This is a genomic window from Streptomyces sp. NPDC002787 (assembly GCF_053592095.1).
Genome location: NZ_JBSFVC010000019.1, coordinates 1 through 21,590 on the forward strand (window position 1 = coordinate 1; position 21,590 = coordinate 21,590).

The 21,590-nt window shown below is 71.3% G+C and carries 14 protein-coding genes; 4 read left to right on the top strand and 10 right to left on the bottom strand.

Annotation, left to right across the window (positions count from 1 at the left end; translation table 11 throughout):
* Positions 1–218 precede the first annotated feature (218 nt).
* From ACWD26_RS25830 to hrcA, 6 genes are all read right to left on the bottom strand, one after another.
* Entirely contained in the window at positions 219–3,446 is a 3,228-nt protein-coding gene (locus ACWD26_RS25830; RefSeq protein ID WP_451273946.1) for a S41 family peptidase, read from the bottom strand.
* Between the two features lie 66 nt (positions 3,447–3,512).
* Positions 3,513–4,082 carry a hypothetical protein gene (locus tag ACWD26_RS25835; protein WP_451273948.1) on the bottom strand — a complete coding sequence of 190 codons (570 nt, stop codon included), beginning with the start codon at positions 4,080–4,082 and terminating at the stop codon, positions 3,513–3,515.
* A 134-nt stretch (positions 4,083–4,216) separates the two neighbouring features.
* Positions 4,217–4,966: a 16S rRNA (uracil(1498)-N(3))-methyltransferase gene (locus ACWD26_RS25840; RefSeq protein WP_451273950.1), complete on the bottom strand. Its 750-nt coding sequence runs from the start codon at positions 4,964–4,966 to the stop codon at positions 4,217–4,219.
* Complete coding sequence (locus ACWD26_RS25845) at positions 4,963–6,072, bottom strand: nitronate monooxygenase (protein WP_451273951.1); 1,110 nt, start codon at positions 6,070–6,072, stop codon at positions 4,963–4,965. The genes ACWD26_RS25840 and ACWD26_RS25845 overlap by 4 nt, the downstream gene beginning before the upstream one ends.
* Before the next feature lie 289 nt (positions 6,073–6,361).
* A complete protein-coding gene (gene dnaJ / locus ACWD26_RS25850; RefSeq protein WP_319099581.1) occupies positions 6,362–7,498 on the bottom strand; it encodes a molecular chaperone DnaJ in 1,137 nt (378 codons plus the stop codon).
* A complete protein-coding gene (hrcA, locus tag ACWD26_RS25855) occupies positions 7,499–8,515 on the bottom strand; it encodes a heat-inducible transcriptional repressor HrcA (protein ID WP_451274218.1) in 1,017 nt (338 codons plus the stop codon).
* Positions 8,516–8,823: 308 nt separating this feature from the next.
* Here hrcA and ACWD26_RS25860 point away from each other — a divergent pair, with 308 nt between their 5' ends.
* Positions 8,824–9,600, top strand: a complete 777-nt coding sequence (locus tag ACWD26_RS25860; RefSeq protein WP_451273953.1) for an MBL fold metallo-hydrolase — start codon at positions 8,824–8,826, stop codon at positions 9,598–9,600.
* Positions 9,601–9,642: 42 nt separating this feature from the next.
* A complete protein-coding gene (locus ACWD26_RS25865; protein ID WP_451273955.1) occupies positions 9,643–10,458 on the top strand; it encodes a DUF3097 domain-containing protein in 816 nt (271 codons plus the stop codon).
* Here the strand turns inward: ACWD26_RS25865 and ACWD26_RS25870 are convergent.
* The 3 genes from ACWD26_RS25870 to ACWD26_RS25880 all read right to left on the bottom strand — a co-directional run bounded on the left by ACWD26_RS25870 (position 10,436) and on the right by ACWD26_RS25880 (position 14,666).
* The gene (locus tag ACWD26_RS25870) at positions 10,436–11,026 is read right to left on the bottom strand and encodes a Uma2 family endonuclease (protein WP_451273957.1); all 591 of its coding nucleotides are present in this window, start codon (positions 11,024–11,026) and stop codon (positions 10,436–10,438) included. The two genes, ACWD26_RS25865 and ACWD26_RS25870, sit on opposite strands and share 23 nt — an antisense overlap.
* 104 nt (positions 11,027–11,130) lie before the next feature.
* Positions 11,131–12,363 carry a radical SAM family heme chaperone HemW gene (gene hemW / locus ACWD26_RS25875; RefSeq protein ID WP_451273959.1) on the bottom strand — a complete coding sequence of 411 codons (1,233 nt, stop codon included), beginning with the start codon at positions 12,361–12,363 and terminating at the stop codon, positions 11,131–11,133.
* Between the two features lie 53 nt (positions 12,364–12,416).
* A complete protein-coding gene (locus ACWD26_RS25880; RefSeq protein WP_451273961.1) occupies positions 12,417–14,666 on the bottom strand; it encodes a SpoIIE family protein phosphatase in 2,250 nt (749 codons plus the stop codon).
* A 103-nt stretch (positions 14,667–14,769) separates the two neighbouring features.
* Between ACWD26_RS25880 and ACWD26_RS25885 the strand changes: the two genes are divergently transcribed.
* Both ACWD26_RS25885 and ACWD26_RS25890 read left to right on the top strand, forming a co-directional pair.
* Complete coding sequence (locus tag ACWD26_RS25885; protein WP_451273963.1) at positions 14,770–18,939, top strand: HAMP domain-containing protein; 4,170 nt, start codon at positions 14,770–14,772, stop codon at positions 18,937–18,939.
* Positions 18,936–19,508 (top strand): response regulator, encoded by a 573-nt coding sequence (locus tag ACWD26_RS25890; RefSeq protein WP_451273965.1) that lies wholly within the window; start codon positions 18,936–18,938, stop codon positions 19,506–19,508. The genes ACWD26_RS25885 and ACWD26_RS25890 overlap by 4 nt, the downstream gene beginning before the upstream one ends.
* Positions 19,509–19,591: 83 nt before the next feature.
* Here the strand turns inward: ACWD26_RS25890 and ACWD26_RS25895 are convergent, their stop codons facing one another.
* A complete protein-coding gene (locus ACWD26_RS25895) occupies positions 19,592–21,469 on the bottom strand; it encodes an AMP-dependent synthetase/ligase (protein ID WP_451273967.1) in 1,878 nt (625 codons plus the stop codon).
* Between the last annotated feature and the right edge of the window lie 121 nt (positions 21,470–21,590).

The following is a 21,590-nucleotide window of genomic DNA, read 5'->3' on the forward strand; positions in this document are numbered from 1 at the left end:
CATACCGTACCAAGCCGCTGGGGCGGCCCCCCCCTCCCCCCCCCATAAAACACGGGGGCCTCCGCCCCGCCCCCCGTTCGCGCAGTTCCCCGCGCCCCGAAAAGGGGCGCGAGGAACTGCGCGAGAAGCCCCACCGGACCCGCGGCTGGGGGTCGAAGGGGCGCAGCCCCTGGGATGGGATGGGACGGGTAGGGGCGGCGGGGGCGAGGGAAAACCGCCTACGACTCCGGCAACGCGGGCGGCACCTTCGCCGGCGTCGACTCCAACCCCTCCAGCGCGATCCGGATCGCCTCGTCCAGCTGAGGATCCCGCCCGGCCGCATAGTCCTGAGGCGCCTGCACGACCTCCACGTCAGGATCGACCCCGTGGTTCTCGACCCCCCACCCGTACCCCTCCAACCAGAAGGCGTACTTCGGCTGGGTCACCAGCGTCCCGTCCACCAGCCGATACCGGCTGTCGATCCCGACGACACCGCCCCACGTCCGCGTCCCCACCACCGGCCCGATCCCGAGCGCCTTGATCGCCGCGTTGACGATGTCCCCGTCCGACCCGGAGAACTCGTTGGCGACGGCGACGACGGGCCCCCGGGGCGCGTCGTCCGGATAACTGGTCGCCCGCATCCCGCGCGGCAGGTCCCAGCCGACGATCCGCCGCGCGAGCTTCTCCACGACGAGCTGCGAGGTGTGCCCGCCCCGGTTCTCCCGGACGTCCACGACGAGCCCCTCCCGCGCGACCTCGACCCGCAGATCGCGATGGAGCTGGGCCCAGCCGGAGCCGACCATGTCGGGCACATGGAGGTACCCGAGCCGCCCGCCGGACTTCTCGTGGACGTAGGCCCTCCGGTCGGCCACCCACGCGTGGTAGCGCAGCGGCTCCTCGTCGGAGATGGGCACCACGACGGGATGCCGGAGGTCCCCGCCGCCGGACGGCAGGACGGTCAGCTCGACCGCCTTGCCGGCCGTACCGACGAGCAGCGGCCCGGGCCCGGCCACGGGATCGACCGGCTGCCCGCCGACGGCGATGATCGCGTCCCCGGCCCGGACGGCGACACCGGGCGCGGCGAGCGGCGAGTGCGCGTCCGGGTCGGAGGTCTCCGACGGCAGCACCCGGTCGATCCGCCACAGCGCGGAGCCCTGCGGGCCGTCCTCGTGCCGGGAGATGTCCGCCCCGAGCAGCCCCTGCCGCCGGTCGGCGGAGCCACCCCGGCCGCGCGGGGTGACGTACGCGTGGGAGGTGCCCAGTTCGCCCTGCACCTCCCACAGCAGGTCGACCAGGTCGTCGTGGGTGGCCAGCCGGTCCACCACCGGGCGGTACCGGTCCAGTACGCCGCCCCAGTCCACTCCGCCCAGGTCGGGGCGCCAGAAGTTGTCCCGCATGAGGCGGCCGGTCTCGTCGAACATCTGGTGCCATTCGGCGGCCGGGTCGACGGTCTGCCGGACGCGCGAGAGGTCGACGGTGATGTTGCTGTCGCTCTCGTCGTCGTTGGAGGCACGACGGTCGCTCGGTACGACCTTCAGCTTGTCGTCGGTCCACAGCAGGACGCGCTTGCCGTCGCCGCTGACGGCGAAGTGGTCGGCGTCGGAGGCGAGGTACTCGAGGCGCCGCTGGGCGAGGTCGTAACGCTCCAGGGAGGTCTTCGGGTCGGGGTCGTCGGGCGTGGCCCGGGAGTGGCCGAGGACGCCGGTGACCGGGTGGCGCAGCCACAGCACGCCGTCCTTGGCGGCGCGGAGCGTCGAGTAGCGGGCGGCCTCGACCGGGAAGGGCACGATCCGGTCGGCGAGCCCTTCGAGGTCGATACGGGTCGCGGGGGTGCCCTCGCTGTCCGGGGTCTCGTCCTTCTCGGGCGCCTCGAACGGCCGCCCGTGGCGCTGCGGCCCGAAGGGCGACGGGGTGGTCGCGGCCAGGGTGATCAGATGCGGACGAGCACCGCTGACGAAATGGAGATCGAAGACGTGTTCGTCGTAGACCGGGTCGAAGGCGCGGGCGGAGAGGAAGGCGAGGTGCTTGCCGTCGAGCGTGAACGTCGGCGAGAAGTCCTGGAAGCGCAGCGGGGTCGCCTCGGTGACGGACAGGTCGGCGGTGTTGGCGAGCTTGAGGTGGCGCAGGGGGCGCGGGCCGGGGTGCGACCAGGCGAGCCAGGCCGAGTCCGGCGAGAAGACCAGCCCGGTCACCTCCCCGTCCTCGCTGCGGTCGACCTCGCGGACCTCTCCGGTCTCCCTTTCGACGAGCAGTACCCGGCCGTCGTGCGCGGCGACCGCGACCCGGCTGCCGTCGGGTGCCACGGCGAGCCCGAGGACACGGCCCAACTGCCCGGCGGCGAGCCGACGCGGGGTGGCGCCCGGTCCGACACCGGTCGCCGGGGCGAACTCCAGCCCGTCGTCGCCCTCCGCGTCCGTCACCCACACGACCCACTCCTCGCCCTCCACCCGGAAGGTGCGCGGCAGCCGGGCCCGTACGCCGGGCTCGGCGGCGAGCGCCCGGGCGGGGCCGGAGCGGTGGGTGATCCAGTGGACGGAGCCGCGTACGGAGACCGCGCTGCCCCGGGCCGTGTGGTCGGGCGAGGCGGAGCCGAACCAGCGGGAGGCGTTCACCGGGAACGGCTGGAGGTCCACGCGCTGTCCGCCCAGCCGGATGTCGAGCCTGCGCGGTTCGGCGCCGTCCAGGTCGTCCAGCAGCCACAGTTCGCCGGCGGAGCTGTACACGACGCGGGTGCCGTCGGTGGCCGCGTGCCGGGCGTAGAAGCCGTCGACGGGGGTGTGGCGGCGTAGGTCCGAGCCGTCGGCGAGGGAGGAGTACAGCGCCCCGACGCCCTCGTGGTCGGACAGGAACGCGATCCGGTCCCCGACCCACAGCGGGTATTCGAGGTTCCCGTCCAACTCGGCGTGCAGCCGCGCGAATTCTCCGGCGCCCTCGCCGGACCCGCCCGCGCGGTCGATCCACAACTTGCCCGCCGTGCCGCCCCGGTACCGCTTCCACCAGGCGGCCTCGCGCCCCATCGGCGCGGACAGCAGCACGGTGGCGGGGCCGTGGGCGACATCGCCGACCGGTCCGTACGGGAGGGTGGTGGCCGGGCCGCCGTCGAGCGGAACGGCCCGCGCCCAACTGCGCCGGAGGCTGGCCTCGCCGTAGGTGCTGAGCGCGAGGACCCGGCCGTCGGGCGTCCAGCCGCGCACCTGGGTGCGCCAACTCCCCCAGTACGTCAGGCGCTTGGCCGACCCGCCGTCGACGGGCGCGACATGCACCTCGGGCGCGCCGTCCCGCGTGGAGGTCCACGCGACGGTCGTGCCGTCCGGGGAGATGCGCGGATGGTTCACGGGCACGTTGTCCGCGCTGACCCGCCAGGCACGGCCGCCGTCCAGAGGGGCGACCCACACGTCGTCCTCGGCGGTGAAGGCGACCAGGTCGCCGTGCAGGTGCGGATACCGGAGATACGCAAGCTGAGTCACCCGGTCACTGTAAGCAGCGTTCCGCCTGATTGGGAGGGGTTTGGATCATGTCCCTGGCACCGGGCCTCACTTGCCCTCCGGCCAGCACTGCGGGTCCTTGTGGCACCAGATGGTCTGGGTGACGGTGACCGTCACGGTCGGCCCGGGCTGATCCGGCTGACCGGGCCGGGGCGAGCCGGTGCCGGGAGTCGGGTCGGGGGCGTCGCAGTTGCCCAGCACGTCGACCTGGAACCACTCCTTGCCGTCGACCTTCGCGGTCAGATCCCCGCGCACGCACCTGCCGTCGACCTCTTTCGTCACCTTCCCGGTGAGGCTGATGTCCCGGCCTTCCTTGTCCTCACCCGTGCAGTCGACGTCCGCGACGGTGTTGACGGACACGGAGGGCGACGAGGACTTCTCGCCGTCGCCGTCCCTGTCGTACGACGCCGTGCAGTTCAACCACTGGACGTCGACGCCCTGCCGCTCCAGCTCCTTGGTCCCCGTCTGATCGGTCGTGTACGCGACGGCGCCGGTGTTGAGCCCGTCGCCCATCTCGCACGCCGTGAGCCCCACGACCGCGCTCACCCCGAGCCCGACCCCCACCAGGAGCCGACGCCCACCCGCCCGATACGCCCTGATACGCCTCGATGCCCCCATGGCACGGCAGCCTGCCACCACCCGCCGCGAGACGAAAGACCGCATACGGCCGAGTGGGGGCGTTGAAGGGCCTCAGGCCCTTCCGGGGCGCGGGGAACTGCGCGAGCAACCACGAACAACCGGCACCCGCACCCTCAGGACCACCGCCCCGTCCGCCCCAACAACAACGCCCCCGCCGCCGTCCCGGCAGTAGACGTACGCAACACACTCGGCCCCAGCCGGTACGCCCCGGCCCCCGCCTCCCGGAAGAGTGCCAACTCCTCCGGGGACACACCCCCTTCGGGCCCCACGACAAGCACGATCTCCCCGGTCGAGGGCAACTCGGCGGTGGCCAGGGTCTCCTCCCCGCTCTCGTGCAGCACGGCCGCGAAATCCGCCCCGGCGAGAACCCCGGCGACCTGCTTGCTGCTCGCCAACTCCCCGACCTCGGGAAACCGCACCCGCCGCGACTGCTTCCCCGCCTCCCGCGCGGTCGCCCGCCACTTCGCGAGAGCCTTCACCCCCCGCTCGCCCTTCCACTGCGTGATGCAGCGCGAGGCGGCCCACGGCACGATCGCGTCGACCCCGACCTCGGTCATGGTCTCGACGGCCAGTTCCCCCCGGTCCCCCTTGGGCAGCGCCTGGACGACGGTGATACGCGGCTGCTCGGGGGCCTCCTCGTGGACGCTGTCCAGGCCCCTGACAACGAGCCGGTCCTTGCCCTCGGCGGCCTTGACGATCCCCTCCGCCCACCGCCCGCGCCCGTCCGTGAGGACGACGTCCTCGCCGGCCCGCAGCCGCTTCACGGAGACGGCGTGCCGCCCCTCGGGGCCGTCGAGGACGAACTCGCCGCCGCAGCCGTCCGGCAGGTCCAGCGAGTCGACCACGAACACGGGTGCGGTCATCGGCCCTCGCTCCCGGCCCGGCCGCCGCCCTGGCTGCCGACTCGCGCGGCGGCCTGCTCGGCCTGCGCGGCGGCGATCTCGGCGGCCAGCACCTCGACCAGCTCCCCGGCCGGCAGCTCCCGCGCCATCCGGTGCCCCTGCCCGGCCCACAGCGCCATGCCCTGCGCGTCCCCGGCCTTCGCGGCGGCCTTGCGCAGCGGCGAGGTGAGGTGGTGGACCTCGGGGTAGGCGACGGGGGCGTACGGGCCGTGCTCCCGCAGGAACCGGTTGACCAGGCCGCGCGCCGGGCGCCCGGAGAAGGCGCGGGTCAGCTCCGTACGGACGAAGAGGGGGTCGGTCAGCGCCTGCTTGTGCACGGCGTGCGCGCCGGACTCGGCGGTGGCCAGGAACGCCGTGCCGAGCTGGGCCGCGCTCACGCCCGCCGTGAGAAGCGCGGCGATCTGGCCGCCGCGCATGATGCCGCCGGCCGCGACCATCGGCAGTGCCACGGCCTCGCGGACCTGGGCGACGAGCGAGAGCAGTCCGATGCCGGCCCGGTCCCGCTCGGGGTCGTCGCGGTGGGTCCCCTGGTGGCCGCCCGCCTCGACGCCCTGCACGATCACCGCGTGGGCGCCGGACCGCTCCACGGCCTGGGCCTCCTCCGCCGAGGTCGCGGTGACCAGGGTGAGCGTGCCCTTGCGGGCGAGGGACTCGATGACCTCGGGGGTCGGGCAGCCGAAGTGGAACGACACCACCGGCACCGGGTTGTCGAGGAGCACGGCGAGCTTGGCCTCGTAGCCGTCGTCGCGCCCGCTGTCGGGGTCGCCCAGCTCGGCGTCGTACCAGGTGGCCTCACCGGCCAGCTGCTCCGCGTACACCTCGACGGCGGCGGGCTCGGCGTACTCGGGCTGCGGCATGAAGAGGTTCACGCCGAACGGCCGCGCGGTCAGCGCCCGTAGCGCCTTGATCTCCTGGTACATCCCGTCGGCCGTCTTGTACCCGGCGGCGAGGAACCCCAGCCCGCCCGCCTCGGACACGGCGGCGGCCAGTCGGGGCACGGAGACGCCGCCGGCCATGGGGGCCTGCACGATCGGGAGCGGGACGAGATCGGTCAGCGCGGAGGACATGACGGCATGGTGCCACGCGCTCTGGGCGCAGCCGAATCGGGGGCGGACGGTGGTCGTCGGGTGCGGGTGCGTGGGGGGCGGGCCGCGCAGTTCCCCGCGCCCCTGAAAAGCAGGGGCTGCGCCCCGTGCTTTTCAGGGGCGCCGCCGGTTGCCTTTCATGCCTGCGGGCGGCTGGTCTTTCAGGCCGACGGGTGGCTGGTCCTTCAGGCCCGCAGGGGCCTGATCTTTCAAGGGCGCGGGGAACTGCGCGAGAAGCCCCACCGGGCCCGCACCCGACAACGCACCCCACTCACCGCCCGTTGAACGCGTCCTTCAGCCGAGAGAACAAGCCCTGCTGCCCCGGCTGGAACTGCCCCGTAGGCCGTTCCTCCCCCCGCAGCGCGGCGAGCTGCCGCAGCAACCCCTCCTGCTCGGGGTCGAGCTTCGTCGGCGTCTGCACCTCGACGTGGACGATCAGATCCCCACGCCCGCCACCGCGCAGATGCGTGACACCCCGCCCGTGCAGCGGAATCGACTGCCCGGACTGGGTCCCGGGTCGGATGTCGACCTCCTCAAGACCGTCCAGCGTCTCCAGCGGCACCTTCGTGCCGAGCGCCGCCGCCGTCATCGGGATCGTCACCGTGCAGTGCAGATCGTCGCCGCGCCGCTGGAACATCGGATGCGGCAGCTCGTGGATCTCGACGTAGAGGTCACCGGCGGGACCGCCACCGGGCCCGACCTCGCCCTCACCGGCCAGCTGGATCCGCGTGCCGTTGTCGACACCGGCCGGAATCTTGACCGTGAGCGTCCGGCGCGACCGCACGCGCCCGTCGCCCGCGCACTCGGGGCACGGGTTCGGGACGATCGTGCCGAAGCCCTGGCACTGCGGACAGGGCCGGGAGGTCATGACCTGGCCGAGGAAGGACCGCGTGACCTGCGAGACCTCACCACGACCACGGCACATGTCACAGGTCTGGGCGGTCGTGCCCGGAGCCGCGCCCTCACCACTGCACGTGGTGCAGACGACGGCCGTGTCGACCTGGATGTCCTTCGTCGTGCCGAAGGCCGCCTCGTCGAGGTCGATCTCCAGCCGGATCATCGCGTCCTGGCCCCGGCGCGTACGCGACCGAGGACCACGCTGGGACGCCGTACCGAAGAAGGCGTCCATGATGTCCGAGAAGTTCCCGAAGCCGCCGGCGCCGAAGCCGCCCGCGCCTCCGCCGCCCGCCTGGGACAGGGGGTCGCCGCCGAGGTCGTAGACCTGCTTCTTCTGCGGGTCCGAGAGCACCTCGTAGGCGGCGTTGATCTCCTTGAACCGCTCCTGGGTCTTCGGATCGGGATTGACGTCCGGATGCAGCTCGCGCGCGAGCCTCCGGAACGCCTTCTTGATCTCGTCCTGAGACGCGTCGCGGCGCACGCCGAGCACGGCGTAGTAGTCCGTGGCCACTTAAGACTCCGCCAGGATCTGTCCGACGTACCGTGCCACCGCTCGTACCGCTCCCATCGTTCCCGGATAGTCCATGCGCGTAGGTCCGACCACGCCCAGCTTCGCTACTGCCTCGCCGCCCGAACCGTAACCGACGGAGACGACGGACGTGGAGTTGAGTCCCTCATAGGCGTTCTCGTGACCGATGCGTACGGTCATGCCCGAATCCCCGGCCTCGCCAAGCAACTTGAGGAGGACGACCTGCTCCTCCAAGGCTTCCAGAACGGGCCGGATGGTGAGGGGGAAGTCATGTCCGAAGCGGGTGAGATTGGCGGTGCCGCCGATCATCAGCCGCTCCTCGTTCTCCTCGACGAGGGTTTCGAGGAGGGTGGAGAGCACCGTCGTGACCGTGCCCCGGTCCTCGACGTCGAACGCCTCCGGCAGGTCCTCGACCAGCCGGGGAACGTCGGTGAACCGGCGGCCCGCGACCTTGCTGTTCAGCCGGGCGCGCAGATCGGCGAGTGACGTTTCTCCGAAGGGCGCCGGGCAGTCCACCAGCCGCTGCTCCACCCGTCCCGTGTCCGTGATCAACACGAGCATCAGCCGGGCGGGCGCCAGCGACAACAGCTCCACGTGCCGCACCGTCGACCGCGTGAGCGACGGGTACTGCACGACGGCGACCTGCCGCGTGAGCTGCGCCAGCAGCCGCACGGTCCGCGCCACCACGTCGTCGAGATCGACCGCGCCGTCCAGGAAGTTCTGGATGGCGCGCCGCTCGGGCGGGGTCATGGGCTTGACGCCGGCCAGCTTGTCGACGAAGAGCCGGTACCCCTTGTCGGTGGGGATGCGGCCCGCGCTGGTGTGGGGCTGGGCGATGAAGCCCTCGTCCTCCAGCGCCGCCATGTCGTTGCGGACGGTCGCCGGGGAGACGCCGAGGTTGTGCCGCTCCGTCAGCGCCTTGGAACCGACCGGCTCCTCGGTGCCCACGTAGTCCTGGACGATGGCGCGCAGCACCTGGAGCCTGCGTTCACTGAGCATCGCGCACACCTCCAGCTCGCTCTCCTGTGACTCCCCCTTGGCACTCACCCCGGGCGAGTGCCAACACTCCCCGCCCAGTGTACGGCGGTGGGGTACGCCCCCGGCAAGGCCGGTCCAGCCACGTCATGCCGACGTGTACCGACCTGTCCGGCGATGTCGGGTCGCTTTCACCGGCGGCGCCGGACCGATTTCTACTGACGGGTACGCGTCGTCGACGGACGGGGGCGGGGCGATGGTGACGCTTTTCCGACCGGGCGGGTGCCCTCCCCGGAACACTTCGCCCGGGGAGCTACAGCTAGCGTCGGCTCATGACGGTGACTTGGGAAGAGCTCGGGTGGGAGGGATTGGCGCCTGGTGTCGGCCGGTGCCGCCTGCCCGGCTGGGACTGCACGGTCGGGCTGGTGGTCGGGGACGGTGCGGCCCTCATGATCGACGCGGGTTCGAGCCTGCGAGAGGGCGCGCGGTTGCGCGCCGAGGCGCGTCAACTGCTCGGCGGCGCCCGTGTGACACATCTCGCGCTCACCCACCCCCACTTCGACCATGTCTTCGGGGCGGCCGCCTTCGCCGGGGTGGAGGTCTTCGGCGCGGTCGGCCTGGGCGGGGTGCTGACCCGCGAACGTGATGTTCTCCGCACGGACGCCGTACGCCACGGTCTCGATCCGGCGGCGGCTTCCGAGGCCGCCGACCTCCTCGTCCCGCCCCGCCACCATGTCTCCGGCGAGTGGACCCTCGACCTGGGCGGCGGCGTCCAGGTGCTGCTGGCGAACGTCGGCCCCGGCCACACGGGCCATGACCTCGCGGTGCTGGTTCCGGGGACTCCGGGGTCGGCAGGGGCGGGTGCTCAGGGGTCGGCAGGGGCGGGTGCTCCGGAGGTCGTCTTCTGCGGGGATCTGGTCGAGGAGTCCGGCGAGCCCCAGGCCGGTCCCGACGCCGTCCCCGCCCGCTGGCCGGCCGCGCTGGACCGCCTCCTGTCCCTGGGCGGCGAGGACGCGCTCTACGTCCCCGGGCACGGGGCGGTGGTGGACGCGGCCTTCGTACGGGCCCAACGCGACGCGCTGGCCCGCCGCTTCGGCGTGTCGCGCTGACCCCTGGAGCTTCCGGGCGCGGCTTCTCCTATCGTCATCCGGATGCGCCAGTACTCACCCGACCTGACCCCTCCCTGGAAGAAGCCCAAGCCGGCCCCCGAGGTCCCGGCCGACCCCGGTCTGGTCGTCGAGGAACCCACCACCGGCTTCTGCGGCGCCGTCATCCGCTGCGAGGCGGGCACGGTGACGTTGGAGGACCGCTTCGGCAAGCACCGGGTGTTCCCGCTGGAACCCCGTGGCTTCCTCCTGGAGGGCCGGGTGGTGACGCTGGTCCGCCCCTCGTCGTCGGCCCCGGTCCGCCCCTCCCGCACGGCCTCGGGCTCGGTGGCCGTCCCGGGCGCCCGCGCCCGCGTGGCCCGCGCCGGCCGCATCTACGTCGAGGGCCGCCATGACGCCGAACTCGTCGAGAAGGTGTGGGGCGACGATCTGCGCATCGAGGGCGTGGTGGTGGAGTACCTGGAGGGCGTGGACGATCTCCCGTCGATCGTCGCGGACTTCGCCCCGGGGCCCGACGCGCGTCTCGGGGTCCTGGTCGACCACCTGGTCCCCGGCAGCAAGGAGTCCCGGATCGCCGCGTCGGTGACCAGCGAGCACGCGCTCGTCGTGGGCCACCCGTACATCGACATCTGGGAGGCCGTGAAGCCGTCGGCGGTGGGCATCACGGCGTGGCCGCGCGTGCCGCGCGGGCAGGACTGGAAGACGGGGGTGTGCCGGGCGCTGGGGTGGCCCGCGGAGAACACGGGGGCGGTGTGGCAGGCGATTCTGGGGCGGGTGGGGTCTTACAAGGACCTGGAGCCGGAGTTGCTGGGGAGGGTGGAGGAGTTGATCGACTTCGTCACGGGTAGCGGTGAGGCCTGACCTTCTCGTACGCGGCGAATTCGCTGGTGTCCAGCTCAATGCCGATGTGCTCCAGCGGGGTGAGGTCGCCGAACTTGGTGATCCGTTGGCACCGGTAGTCCGCGTCTTCTCCCTCACCCGTCGGCTCGGTGAGGAGCACACACTGGCCCATGATGGGGTCGATGATGAAGTAGGCAGGGATCTTGGCCGCTGCGTAGATCGACCGTTTGACCGTGTAGTCCCGGTCCACGCTTGTCTTGGAAACGACCTCCACCAACAAGGTGATGACCTCGGAGGGCATCAGCCTTCCGTGACCGGGTCCGGCCCCTCGCTCGATCACCACAAGGTCAGGCTGCGGCTCACTGGTCTCTTCGAGGATGGCGATGTCCTGGGTCTGAAGTCGCCGCCAATACCGCCGGGGGATCTGGTCCTGCACCGCCTCCACGATGTCGTTGTGGGCCACGTCTGGCCCCGCCGTCATCACAATTACCCCCCGGAGGAGTTCGACTTTGAAGCCTTCGGGAACCTCAAGGTTCTCGAAGACCTTCACGATGCCGGTGGTCATCGGTCGGTCGTCCACAGCGGTCATCTCCGCAGTCCTCCGGTTTCCGCCACCGTGCAATTACGGCGGCAGCCTACGAACCAGGTTAGGTACCGAACCCGCGTTCCGCACTGATTCACCCGCCAGGGTGATCAGTCGACCAGGTCCCGCACCACCGCGTCCGCCAGCAACCGCCCCCGCAGCGTGAGCACCGCTCGCCCCTCCTCGTACGGCCCCGCCTCCAGCAGCCCGTCGGCCAGCGCACGAGCCGCCGCAGCGAGCCCCTCCTCGCGCAGCAGGGACAACGGGCACCCCTCCCGCAGCCTCAGCTCCAGCAGGATGCGCTCGACCCGCCGGTCCTCGTCCGCCAGCAGCTCACGCCCGGCTCCCGGTGACTTCCCCGCCGCCAGCGCCCCCGCGTACGCCCCCGGATGCTTGACGTTCCACCAGCGCACGCCGCCCACGTGGCTGTGCGCCCCCGGCCCCGCTCCCCACCAGTCGGCACCGCGCCAGTACAGCTCGTTGTGGAGGCAGCGGCCCGCATCCGAGGTGGCCCAGTTGGAGACCTCGTACCAGTCGAAGCCGGCCGCCGAGAGCGTCTCCTCGGCGATGAGGTAGCGGTCGGCATGGACGTCGTCGTCCGTCATGGGCACCTCGCCCCGGCGGATGCGCCGCGCGAGCTGGGTGCCCTCCTCGACGATCAGCGCGTACGCCGAGATGTGATCCGGCCCGGCGCCGAGCGCGGCATCCAGGGAGGCCCGCCAGTCGTCGTCGGACTCCCCCGGCGTGCCGTAGATCAGGTCGAGGTTGACGTGGTCGAAGCCGGCCGCGCGCGCCTCCGCGACGCACGCCTCCGGGCGTCCCGGCGTGTGCGTACGGTCGAGCACCTTCAGGACGTGCTGCCGCGCGCTCTGCATCCCGAACGAGAGGCGGTTGAAGCCGCCGGCGCGGAGGGTCTCCAGATAGGCGGGGTCGACCGACTCCGGGTTCGCCTCCGTCGTCACCTCCGCGTCGTCCGCGAGGCCGAACTCGTCGCGGATCGCCCCCAGCATCCGTACGAGGTCGTCGGCGGCCAGCAGCGTGGGCGTGCCGCCGCCCACGAAGACGGTCTCGACGGTCCTCGGGTCGTCGCCGAGGATCTTGCGGGCGAGGCGGATCTCGTCGATCACGGTGTCCGCGTAGTTGTCGCGGGAGGCGAGGACGCCGCCCGTGCCACGCAGCTCGGTCGCGGTGTAGGTGTTGAAGTCGCAGTAGCCGCAGCGGGTCGCGCAGTACGGGACGTGCAGATAGAACCCGAGGGGACGCTCGGCCGCGCCGGCCAGGGCGTGCGCGGGGAGCGCCCCGTCGTCGGGGACGGGCTCACCGTCGGGGAGTGCGGAAGGCATGCCTTCCATTGTCCAGCACGCCCGCCGGTTCTCGTTCAGGACCGGTTCCGCCCTCACTCCGCCTGCAGCACCAGCAGCGCCAGGTCGTCGTCCGGCGGCCGTTCCCCGAACTCGTGGACGAGGCGTCGGATGCGTTCGGCGATCAGCTGGGCGTCGAGTCCTGCGCAGCCGACGAGCGCGCCGGCGAGGCCGTCCCCGTCGTCGAACATGCGGGGGCCGCTCCGCCGCTCGGTGACCCCGTCGGTCACGCACAGCAGGGTGTCGCCGGTGCGCAGCTCGAACGTCTCGGAGACGTACTCGGTGTCCTCGATCACCCCGAGCAGCGTCTGCGGCTCGGCCACGGTCCGTACGTCGCCGTCGGGGCCGAGGAGCAGCGGCAGCGGGTGTCCGGCGGAAGCGAGGGTGCAGCGGACGCCGCCGGCGACGGGGACGAGTTCGCCGTAGAGGAGGGAGAGGAAGCGGGTCTGCGGGCCGTCGGGGTCGACGAGGCCGGGGTCGCCGGCCGTGACGAGGGCGCGGGCGGCCGCGTCCGCCGCCTCCGTCGCGTCGTCGAGGAGGAGCTGGTTGAGGCGGTCGAGCACGTCGGCCACGCCGTAGCCCTCGCGGGCCAGCAGCCGCAGCCAGGGGCGGGCGAGGCCGATGACCACCGCCGCCTCGGGGCCCTTGCCCTGGACGTCGCCGATCGCGAAGCACCAGCGGCCGTGGCCCGCCGGGAACAGGTCGTAGAAGTCGCCGCTGGGTCCGCCCTGGTCGCACGGCTCGTACACGAGGGCGCTCGACACGCCGGGGATCTCGGCGACCGCGCCCGGCAGCAGCCCGCGTTGCAGGACCCGGCTGATGGTGGCCTGGCGGGCGTACTGCCGGGCCGCCCCGATGGACAGCGCGATCCGTCGGCTGAGGTCCTCGACCAGCCCGGTCACCTCGTCCGGGAACCGGAGCAGTCCGGCCCGGCCGATGACGAGCGTGCCGAGCGGCCGCCCACCGGCGATCAGCCGATAGGCGAGCGCGGCCCCGCCTTCGTCCGGTGTCCGGGGCCCGCCTCCACGGGCCCCCAGGGAGCCGGCGTCGTACTCCTCGGGCCGGCCCTCCCCGCCCGCGTCCACCGGTCCGCTCTCACCCTCGCCCTGGCCTACGCCCTCAGGCGTCCCGCTCCCGCTTCCAGTTCCCGAGGCCGACCCCAGCCCCGAACCCGTCCCAGTCCCAGGCCCCGTCCCAGTCCCCGGCCACGGCACAGGCACCGCCCGGGAGCGCACCGACTCCGGGAGCCTCGGCGGGTCCTGCTCCAGGGCTCGGCGCAGTTCCTCGATGCGGTTCTCGCTGCCGTGCCAGACGCGGGCGAGCCGGGGCGCGGGGCCGAGCGAACCGTCGCCGCCACGCCAGCCCATCCCCTCGTCCTCCAGCCACACCGCGCACCAGTCGGCCAGCCTCGGCACCAGCAGCTGTCCGGCGAGCGCGGCGACCAGGTCCTCGTCCAGCTGCCCGGCGAGCAGATCGGACGCCTCCGCGAGGAAGGAGAGGGCGCCCCGGTTCAGCCACTGCCGGTCGTGCTCCCCGCCGCGCCGCGGGCCGGGGAGCACCAGGTCGACGGGGCCTCGACCGTGTTCGAGGCCGGCCTCACCGGCGTACGCCCGCGCACTTGCCTCTTCCAGCTCCGCGTCGGCACCGGCGTACGCCCGCGCATCCCAGTCCACATCCCCCTGGTCACCGCCGAACGTCTCGATCGCGTCCTCCACCGCCATCGCCCCGTCGACCGACAGCCGGGCCCAGACGGTCTTCATGCCCGTGCGGTAGGTGATGCCCCAGGCTTCGGAGAGCGCGGCGACGAGACGCAGCCCGCGCCCGTACTCGGCTGCCCCGTAAGGCCGTTCGACGAGGTAAGGACGCTCGGCGCCCTCTCCCCGTACCGCCCGGGAGGGATGGTGGTCGGAGACCTCGACGAGCAGTCGGCCGGAGCCGGTGGGGTCGTCGTGGCCGAGCCGGCAGAGCAGTTCGACGGTCGTGCCCGCGTGGACGACGGCGTTGGTGACCAGCTCGCTGACCACGACGAGCACGTCCTCGACGAGACGGGCGGGGAGGGCGGCGGCGCCCGGCAGGTCGAGCTCGGCCCACTCGGCGAGCGCTGCGCCGACGAAGCGCCGGGCGGCTCCCGGCGCGAGCGGACCCCCGGGAAGCGACACGTGCGCCACCGCGCGCCGGTCGGCGCCCGCGTGCACCCCCGCACCCGCCAGGGCCCCTGCCCCCGCGTGCGCCGGCGTGCCAGGAGCGCAGGACACGGTCTCCCGTTGCGTCGGAATGGCCCCCACTGAGCGGCTCCCTGAGAAGTTCGGACGAATAGGCCTCAGGCGGCACGGACAGAGTGACAGACTGGCCACGCCCATAAGCGCCGAGTTACCGAAGTGGGCCACCATGAGTGAGAACAGTGCTACGCGGGTGCTCGAAGACGGTCAAAAAGACAGCCGAACGGACGGATTGATCCGGGCATCCGATCTGCGTGCGCTGACCGCGGCCATGACCGCCGCCCGTGACGGCAGCTTCACGAAGATCCCGGAGACGGGCCCCGCACCGGTCGCGGAGCTGTGCGCCCTCTTCAACCAGATCATCGACCGCAGTACGCACTTCGGCAGCGAAGTGCAGCGCGTACGGCGGGAGCTGGTCCGGCATGGCCGGCTCGACGAGCGGCTCTCGGCCAGTCCGGGCCAGGGCGCCTGGGCGACCCGTGTCGACGACGTGAACCAGACGCTCGACGCCCTGGTCGCCCCCGCCGCGAACGCCACCCGGGTGCTGGACGCGGTGGCTGGCGGCGACCTGACCCAGCGCGTCGACCTGCACGACGGCAACCGTCAACTCCGGGGTGACCTGAGGCGGTTGGGCCGTGCCGTGAACAAGATGGTCGACCAGTTGTCGCTGTTCACCGGCGAGGTGACCCGGGTCGCCCGTGAGGTAGGCACGGAGGGGCGGCTCGGGGGCCGCGCCAAGGTCCGCGGGCTGTCGGGCAGTTGGCGGGACGTGACCGAGGCGGTCAACACGATGGCGTCCCGGCTGACCGCCCAGGTACGTGACATCGCGCTGGTGACCACCGCCGTGGCACGTGGTGACCTCACCCGTACGGTGACCGTCGAGGCGACCGGCGAGCTGCTGGAACTGAAGCTCACCGTGAACACGATGGTCGACCAGCTCTCCGCGTTCGCGGATGAGGTGACCCGCGTCGCCCGCGAGGTCGGCACCGAGGGGCAGTTGGGCGGGCGGGCCCAGGTCCGGGGTGTCTCCGGCGTCTGGAAGGACCTCACCGACAACGTCAACTTCATGGCGTCGAACCTGACCTCGCAGGTCCGCAACATCGCCCAGGTCACCACCGCCGTCGCCAACGGCGATCTCAGCCAGAAGATCACGGTCGACGCGCAGGGCGAGATCCTGGAGCTGAAGTCCACCATCAACACGATGGTCGACCAGCTCTCCGCCTTCGCCGACGAGGTCACCCGCGTGGCCCGCGAGGTCGGCACGGAAGGCAACCTCGGCGGCCGGGCCCAGGTCCGGGGCGTCTCCGGGGTCTGGAAAGACCTCACCGACAACGTCAACTTCATGGCCGACAACCTGACGTCCCAGGTCAGGAACATCGCCCTCGTCTCCACGGCGGTGGCCCAGGGCGACCTCGGCAAGAAGATCACCGTCGAGGCGAAGGGCGAGATCCTGGAGCTGAAGTCCACCATCAACACGATGGTCGACCAGCTCTCCGCCTTCGCCGACGAGGTCACCCGCGTGGCCCGCGAGGTCGGTACGGAAGGCAACCTCGGCGGCCAGGCGCAGGTCCGGGGCGTGAGCGGCGTCTGGAAGGACCTCACCGACAACGTCAACTTCATGGCGCTGAACCTGACCTCCCAGGTCCGCAACATCGCCCAGGTGACTACGGCCGTCGCCAACGGCGACCTCTCCAAGAAGATCACCGTCGACGCGCGCGGCGAGATCCTCGAACTGAAGGACACCGTCAACACGATGGTGGAGCAGTTGCGCGCCTTCGCCGACGAGGTGACGAGGGTGGCCCGCGAGGTCGGCACGGACGGCGCGCTCGGCGGCCGGGCCCAGGTGCTGGGCGTGTCCGGGGTGTGGCGGGACCTCACCGACAACGTCAACTACATGGCGGACAACCTCACTTCCCAGGTCAGGAACATCGCCCAGGTCACCACGGCCGTGGCCAACGGCGACCTCTCCAAGAAGATCGACGTGGACGCGCGCGGCGAGATCCTGGAGCTGAAGACCGCCATCAACACGATGGTCGACACCCTCTCCTCCTTCTCCTCCGAGGTCACCCGGGTCGCCCGCGAGGTCGGCTCCGAGGGCCAACTCGGCGGCCAGGCGAGGGTCGAGGGCGTCTACGGCACCTGGAAGCGCCTGACGACGAACGTGAACGAGCTCGCCCTGAACCTGACCACCCAGGTCCGCGCGATCGCCGAGGTCGCCTCGGCCGTGGCCCAGGGCGACATGTCCCGCTCGATCACGGTGGAGGCGCGCGGCGAGGTCGCCGAGCTGAAGGACAACATCAACCTGATGGTGGCCAACCTGCGCGAGACCACCCGGGCGAAGGACTGGCTGGAGTCCAACCTGGCCCGCCTCGCCGCCCTGATGCAGGGCCACCGCGACCTGATGGAGGTCGCCGACCTGATCCTGCGCGAGCTGACCCCGCTGGTGAACGCCCAGTACGGCGCCTTCTACCTGGCCGACCCCGACGAGGACGGCGCGGCCCTGCGCCCGGTCGCACCGAGCAAGGGCCTCGCCTTCATCGCGGGCTACGGCTCGGCTCAGGGCGCGACCGTCGAGACCGGCGGCCTGCCCGTGCACGGCCTCGTCGCGCAGGCGGCCCGCGAGAAGAAGCGGATCCTGGTGGAGGAGGCCCCGCCGGACTACATCAAGATCAACAGCGGTCTCGGCGAGGCCTCCCCGTCCAGCGTCGTGATCATCCCGATCCTCTTCGAGGACAAGCTCCTCGGTGTGATCGAGCTCGCCTCGTTCTCCCGCTTCTCCGATGTCCACCTGGCCTTCTTCGACCAGTTCGTGAACACCATCGGCGTCGCCATCAACACCATCATCGCCAACTCCCGCACGGAGTCGCTGCTGGGCGAGTCCCAGCGCCTCGCCATGCAGCTCCAGGAACGCTCCGACGAACTCCAGAAACAGCAGGCGGAGTTGCAGCGCTCGAACGCCGAACTGGAGGAGAAGGCCGCCCTGCTGGCCACCTCCTCCCAGTACAAGTCGGAGTTCCTGGCGAACATGTCCCACGAGCTCCGCACCCCGCTGAACTCGTTGCTGATCCTGGCCCGGCTGCTCTCCGACAACCCGGACGGCCATCTCACCGACCAGGAGGTGCAGTTCGCGGCCACGATCCACCGCTCGGGGTCGGATCTGCTGCAGCTGATCAACGACATCCTGGACCTCTCCAAGATCGAGGCGGGCCGGATGGACGTACGCCCGAAGCGTCTCCCCCTGATCAAGCTCCTCGACTACGTCCACGCCACCTTCCGCCCGCTCACCCTCGACCGGGGCCTGGCCTTCGAGGTCGCGGTCGGCGAGAACGTGCCGCGCGAGATGTACTCGGACGAGCAGCGCCTGCAGCAGATCCTGCGCAACCTCCTGTCCAACGCGATCAAGTTCACCGCGTCCGGCCGGGTCGAGCTGAAGGTCAACCGGGTCAAGGACCCCGACCACCGCTTCACCCGCGAGGACCACGACGAGGTGATCGCCTTCGCGGTCTCCGACACCGGCATCGGCATCGCGCCCGAGAAGCTCCCGGTGATCTTCGAGGCGTTCCAGCAGGCAGACGGCACCACCAACCGCAAGTACGGCGGCACCGGCCTCGGTCTGTCCATCAGCCGCGAGATCGCCGGGCTCCTGGGCGGCCGCATCATCGCCGAGAGCGTCCCCGGCAAGGGCTCGACCTTCACGCTGTACGTCCCCGTCTTCAGCCCCGGCCACGGGGTGACGGGCTCCGCCGCCGAGGAGCGCGGCAGCCTCGTACCCGAGCAGCTGACCACCGAGCCGTACCCGGCCGCGCACGACAGCTCCGTACACGACAGCTCCGCACACGACAGCGACGACACCTGGCCCGCGCCCACCAAGCTGGAGGCGTGGAAGGTGGGCCGCGCGGGCCAGGTCCTGCCCGGCCGCCGGGTGCTGATCGTGGACGACGACATCCGCAACGTCTTCGCGCTCACCCATGTCCTGGGCCGCGTCGGCATGCCCGTGCTCTACGCGGAGAACGGCCGTGAGGGCATCGAGACCCTGGAGCGCAACCCCGACGTCGAACTCGTCCTGATGGACATCATGATGCCGGAGATGGACGGCTACGAGACGATCTCCGCCATCCGCCGCACCCCCCGCTGGGCGGGCCTGCCCATCGTCGCGCTCACCGCCAAGGCGATGCCCGGCGACCGCGAGAAGTCCATCGCCCGGGGCGCCAACGACTACGTACCGAAGCCGGTGGACGTCGACCAACTGCTCACGGTGGTCTGCGCGGTCCTGGACCCGGAGGGCGCTGAGCAGTCGCCCGAGAAACGCACCGACGAGAACGAGGCACCCTCACCATGACCACTCAGGACCGGACCGACGCGGGCGCGGGCATCCTCCTCGTCGACGACATGGAGGACAACCTGATCGCCCTGGAGGCCGTCCTGGCATCCCTCAACGAGCCGCTCGTGCGCGCCCGTTCCGGCGAGGAGGCCATGAAGGCCCTCCTCCGGCGCCGCTTCGCCGTCGTCCTCCTCGACATCCGCATGCCCGGTATGGACGGCTTCGAGACCGCCGCCAACATCAAGCGCCTCGACCAGACCAAGGACGTCCCGGTCATCTTCCTCACCGGCACGGACTCGGACGCGGGCTACGCCTTCCGCGGCTACGCCACCGGCGCCGCGGACTACCTGACCAAGCCCTTCGACCCCTGGGTGTTACGGGCGAAGGTGAGCGTGTTCCTGGACCTGCACCGCAAGACGCGACAACTGGAGAGCCTGCTGGCACGACAGCGGGAGCACGCGGAACAGGTCAACTCGCGGTTGGCGACTCTGGATAAGCAACTGGCCGCCGCCTCACCCGACTTGGCCGAGCTACGCATACAGATACGGGAACTCCGCACATTGGTGGCGGGCAACCGCGCCCCGTAAGGGGCGCGGGGAACTGCGCGACAAGCCACAACGAACCCACTGCTGGCATACGGCCCGCAGTTCCCCGGCCTCCCAGCGGGGCGCTACGCCTCGCGCGTACCGGCGTACATGTCATCGATGAGGTGCTGGTACTCCTTCTCCACCACCGGCCGCTTCAACTTCAGGCTCGGCGTCAGCTCACCGTGCTCGACATCGAGATCCCGCGGCAACAACCGGAACTTCTTGATCGTCTGCCAGCGCTGCAGCCCCTCGTTGAGCTGCTTGATGTACCCCTCGATCATCTCCACCGTCGTCGGCGCCGAGATGACCTCCTCGTACGACTTCCCCTCCAGCCCGTTCTCCGCGGCCCACCCCTGGATGGACGGCTCGTCGAGGGCGATCAGGGCCGTGCAGAAGTTACGGTCGGCGCCGATCACCATGACGTTGGACGTGAACGGGCACAGCGCCTTGAACTGTCCCTCGATCTCGGTCGGCGCGATGTACTTGCCGCCGGACGTCTTGAACAGGTCCTTCTTGCGGTCGGTGATCCGCAGGTAGCCGTCGGGCGACAGCTCCCCGATGTCCCCGGTGTGGAACCACCCGTCGGCCTCCAGGACCTCCGCGGTCTTCTCGGGCAGCTTGTGGTAGCCCTCCATGATGCCGGGGCCGCGCAGCAGGATCTCGCCGTCGTCCGCGATGCGCACCTCCGTGCCGGGCAGCGGCTTTCCCACCGTGCCGGTGCGGAAGGCCTCGCCCGGGTTGAGGAAGGAGGCCGCGGAGGACTCGGTGAGGCCGTAGCCCTCCAGGATGGGGATGCCGGCGCCGGCGAAGAAGAAGCCGATCTCGGGCGCCAGCGCGACCGAGCCGGAGACGCAGGCGCGCAGCCGGCCACCGAACGCCTCGCGCAGCTTCTTGTAGACCAGCGCGTCGGCGACCTTGTGCTTGGCCCCCAGCCCGAACGGCACGGACGCGGTCCCGGTGCGCCGGAAGTTCTCCTGGCTGACCTTGGCGTACTCCCGGGCGACCTCCGCCGCCCACTGGAAGATCTTGTACTTGGCCGGACCGCCCGCGCGCGCCTTGGCGACGACACCGTTGTAGACCTTCTCGAAGATGCGCGGCACGGCGGCCATGTACGTCGGCTGCACGACCGGAAGGTTCTCGATGATCTTGTCGACGCGGCCGTCGACGGCGGTGATGTGCCCGACCTCGATGTGGCCCGCGAGGAGCACCTTGCCCATGACGTGCGCGAGCGGCAGCCACAGGTACTGCACGTCCGCCGGTTCGAGCAGGCCGGTCGCGCCGATGGCCTTCGCCATGTACGCCCAGTTGTCGTGCGGCAGGCGCACGCCCTTGGGGCGGCCGGTGGTGCCCGAGGTGTAGATGAGGGTGGCGAGCTGGTCCTTGGTGATCGCGCCGACCTTGTCCTTGATCAGGTCGGGCTTCTTCTCCAGGTGGGCGGCGCCGCGCTTCTCCAGCTCGGCCAGGGAGAGGATCCAGTCCTCCGAGAGGTCCGCGCCCTCGGGGTCGATGACGACGACATGCGTCAGCTCGGGCAGCTCGGCCTTCTTCTCACGGGCCTTGGCGAGCTGCGCGGCGTTCTCGGCGATGAGCACCCGGCTGCCGGAGTCGGACAGGATGTACGCGGACTCCTCGGCGTTGGTCTGCGGGTAGACCGTGGTGTTGGCCGCGCCCGCGCACATGATGCCGAGGTCGCACAGGATCCACTCGATCCTGGTGGCGGAGGACAGGGCGATGCGCTGCTCCGGCTGCACGCCCAGCTCGACGAGCCCGGCCGCGATGGCGTTGACCCGTTCGGCCGCCTGCGCCCAGCTCATCGACTTCCACTCCGAGGGGCCCTCACCGGAGGCGGGGGGCACGGGATAGCGGAACGCCTCGGCGTCCGGCGTGGCCGCCACACGCTCCAGGAAGAGGGCCGCCATGGAGGGCGGACGGTTCTCGATCAGGGTCTGTGTGTCGCTCACGACATCCTCCGGGGCACGCGACAGTACAGCTGGCTCATGGACTGTGCGGCTGGCTCAAAGCGGCTGTTGTTTAACTCGCGAGTAACCATCGAGTGGTGATCAGGGTAGAGCGAGGTCGGCC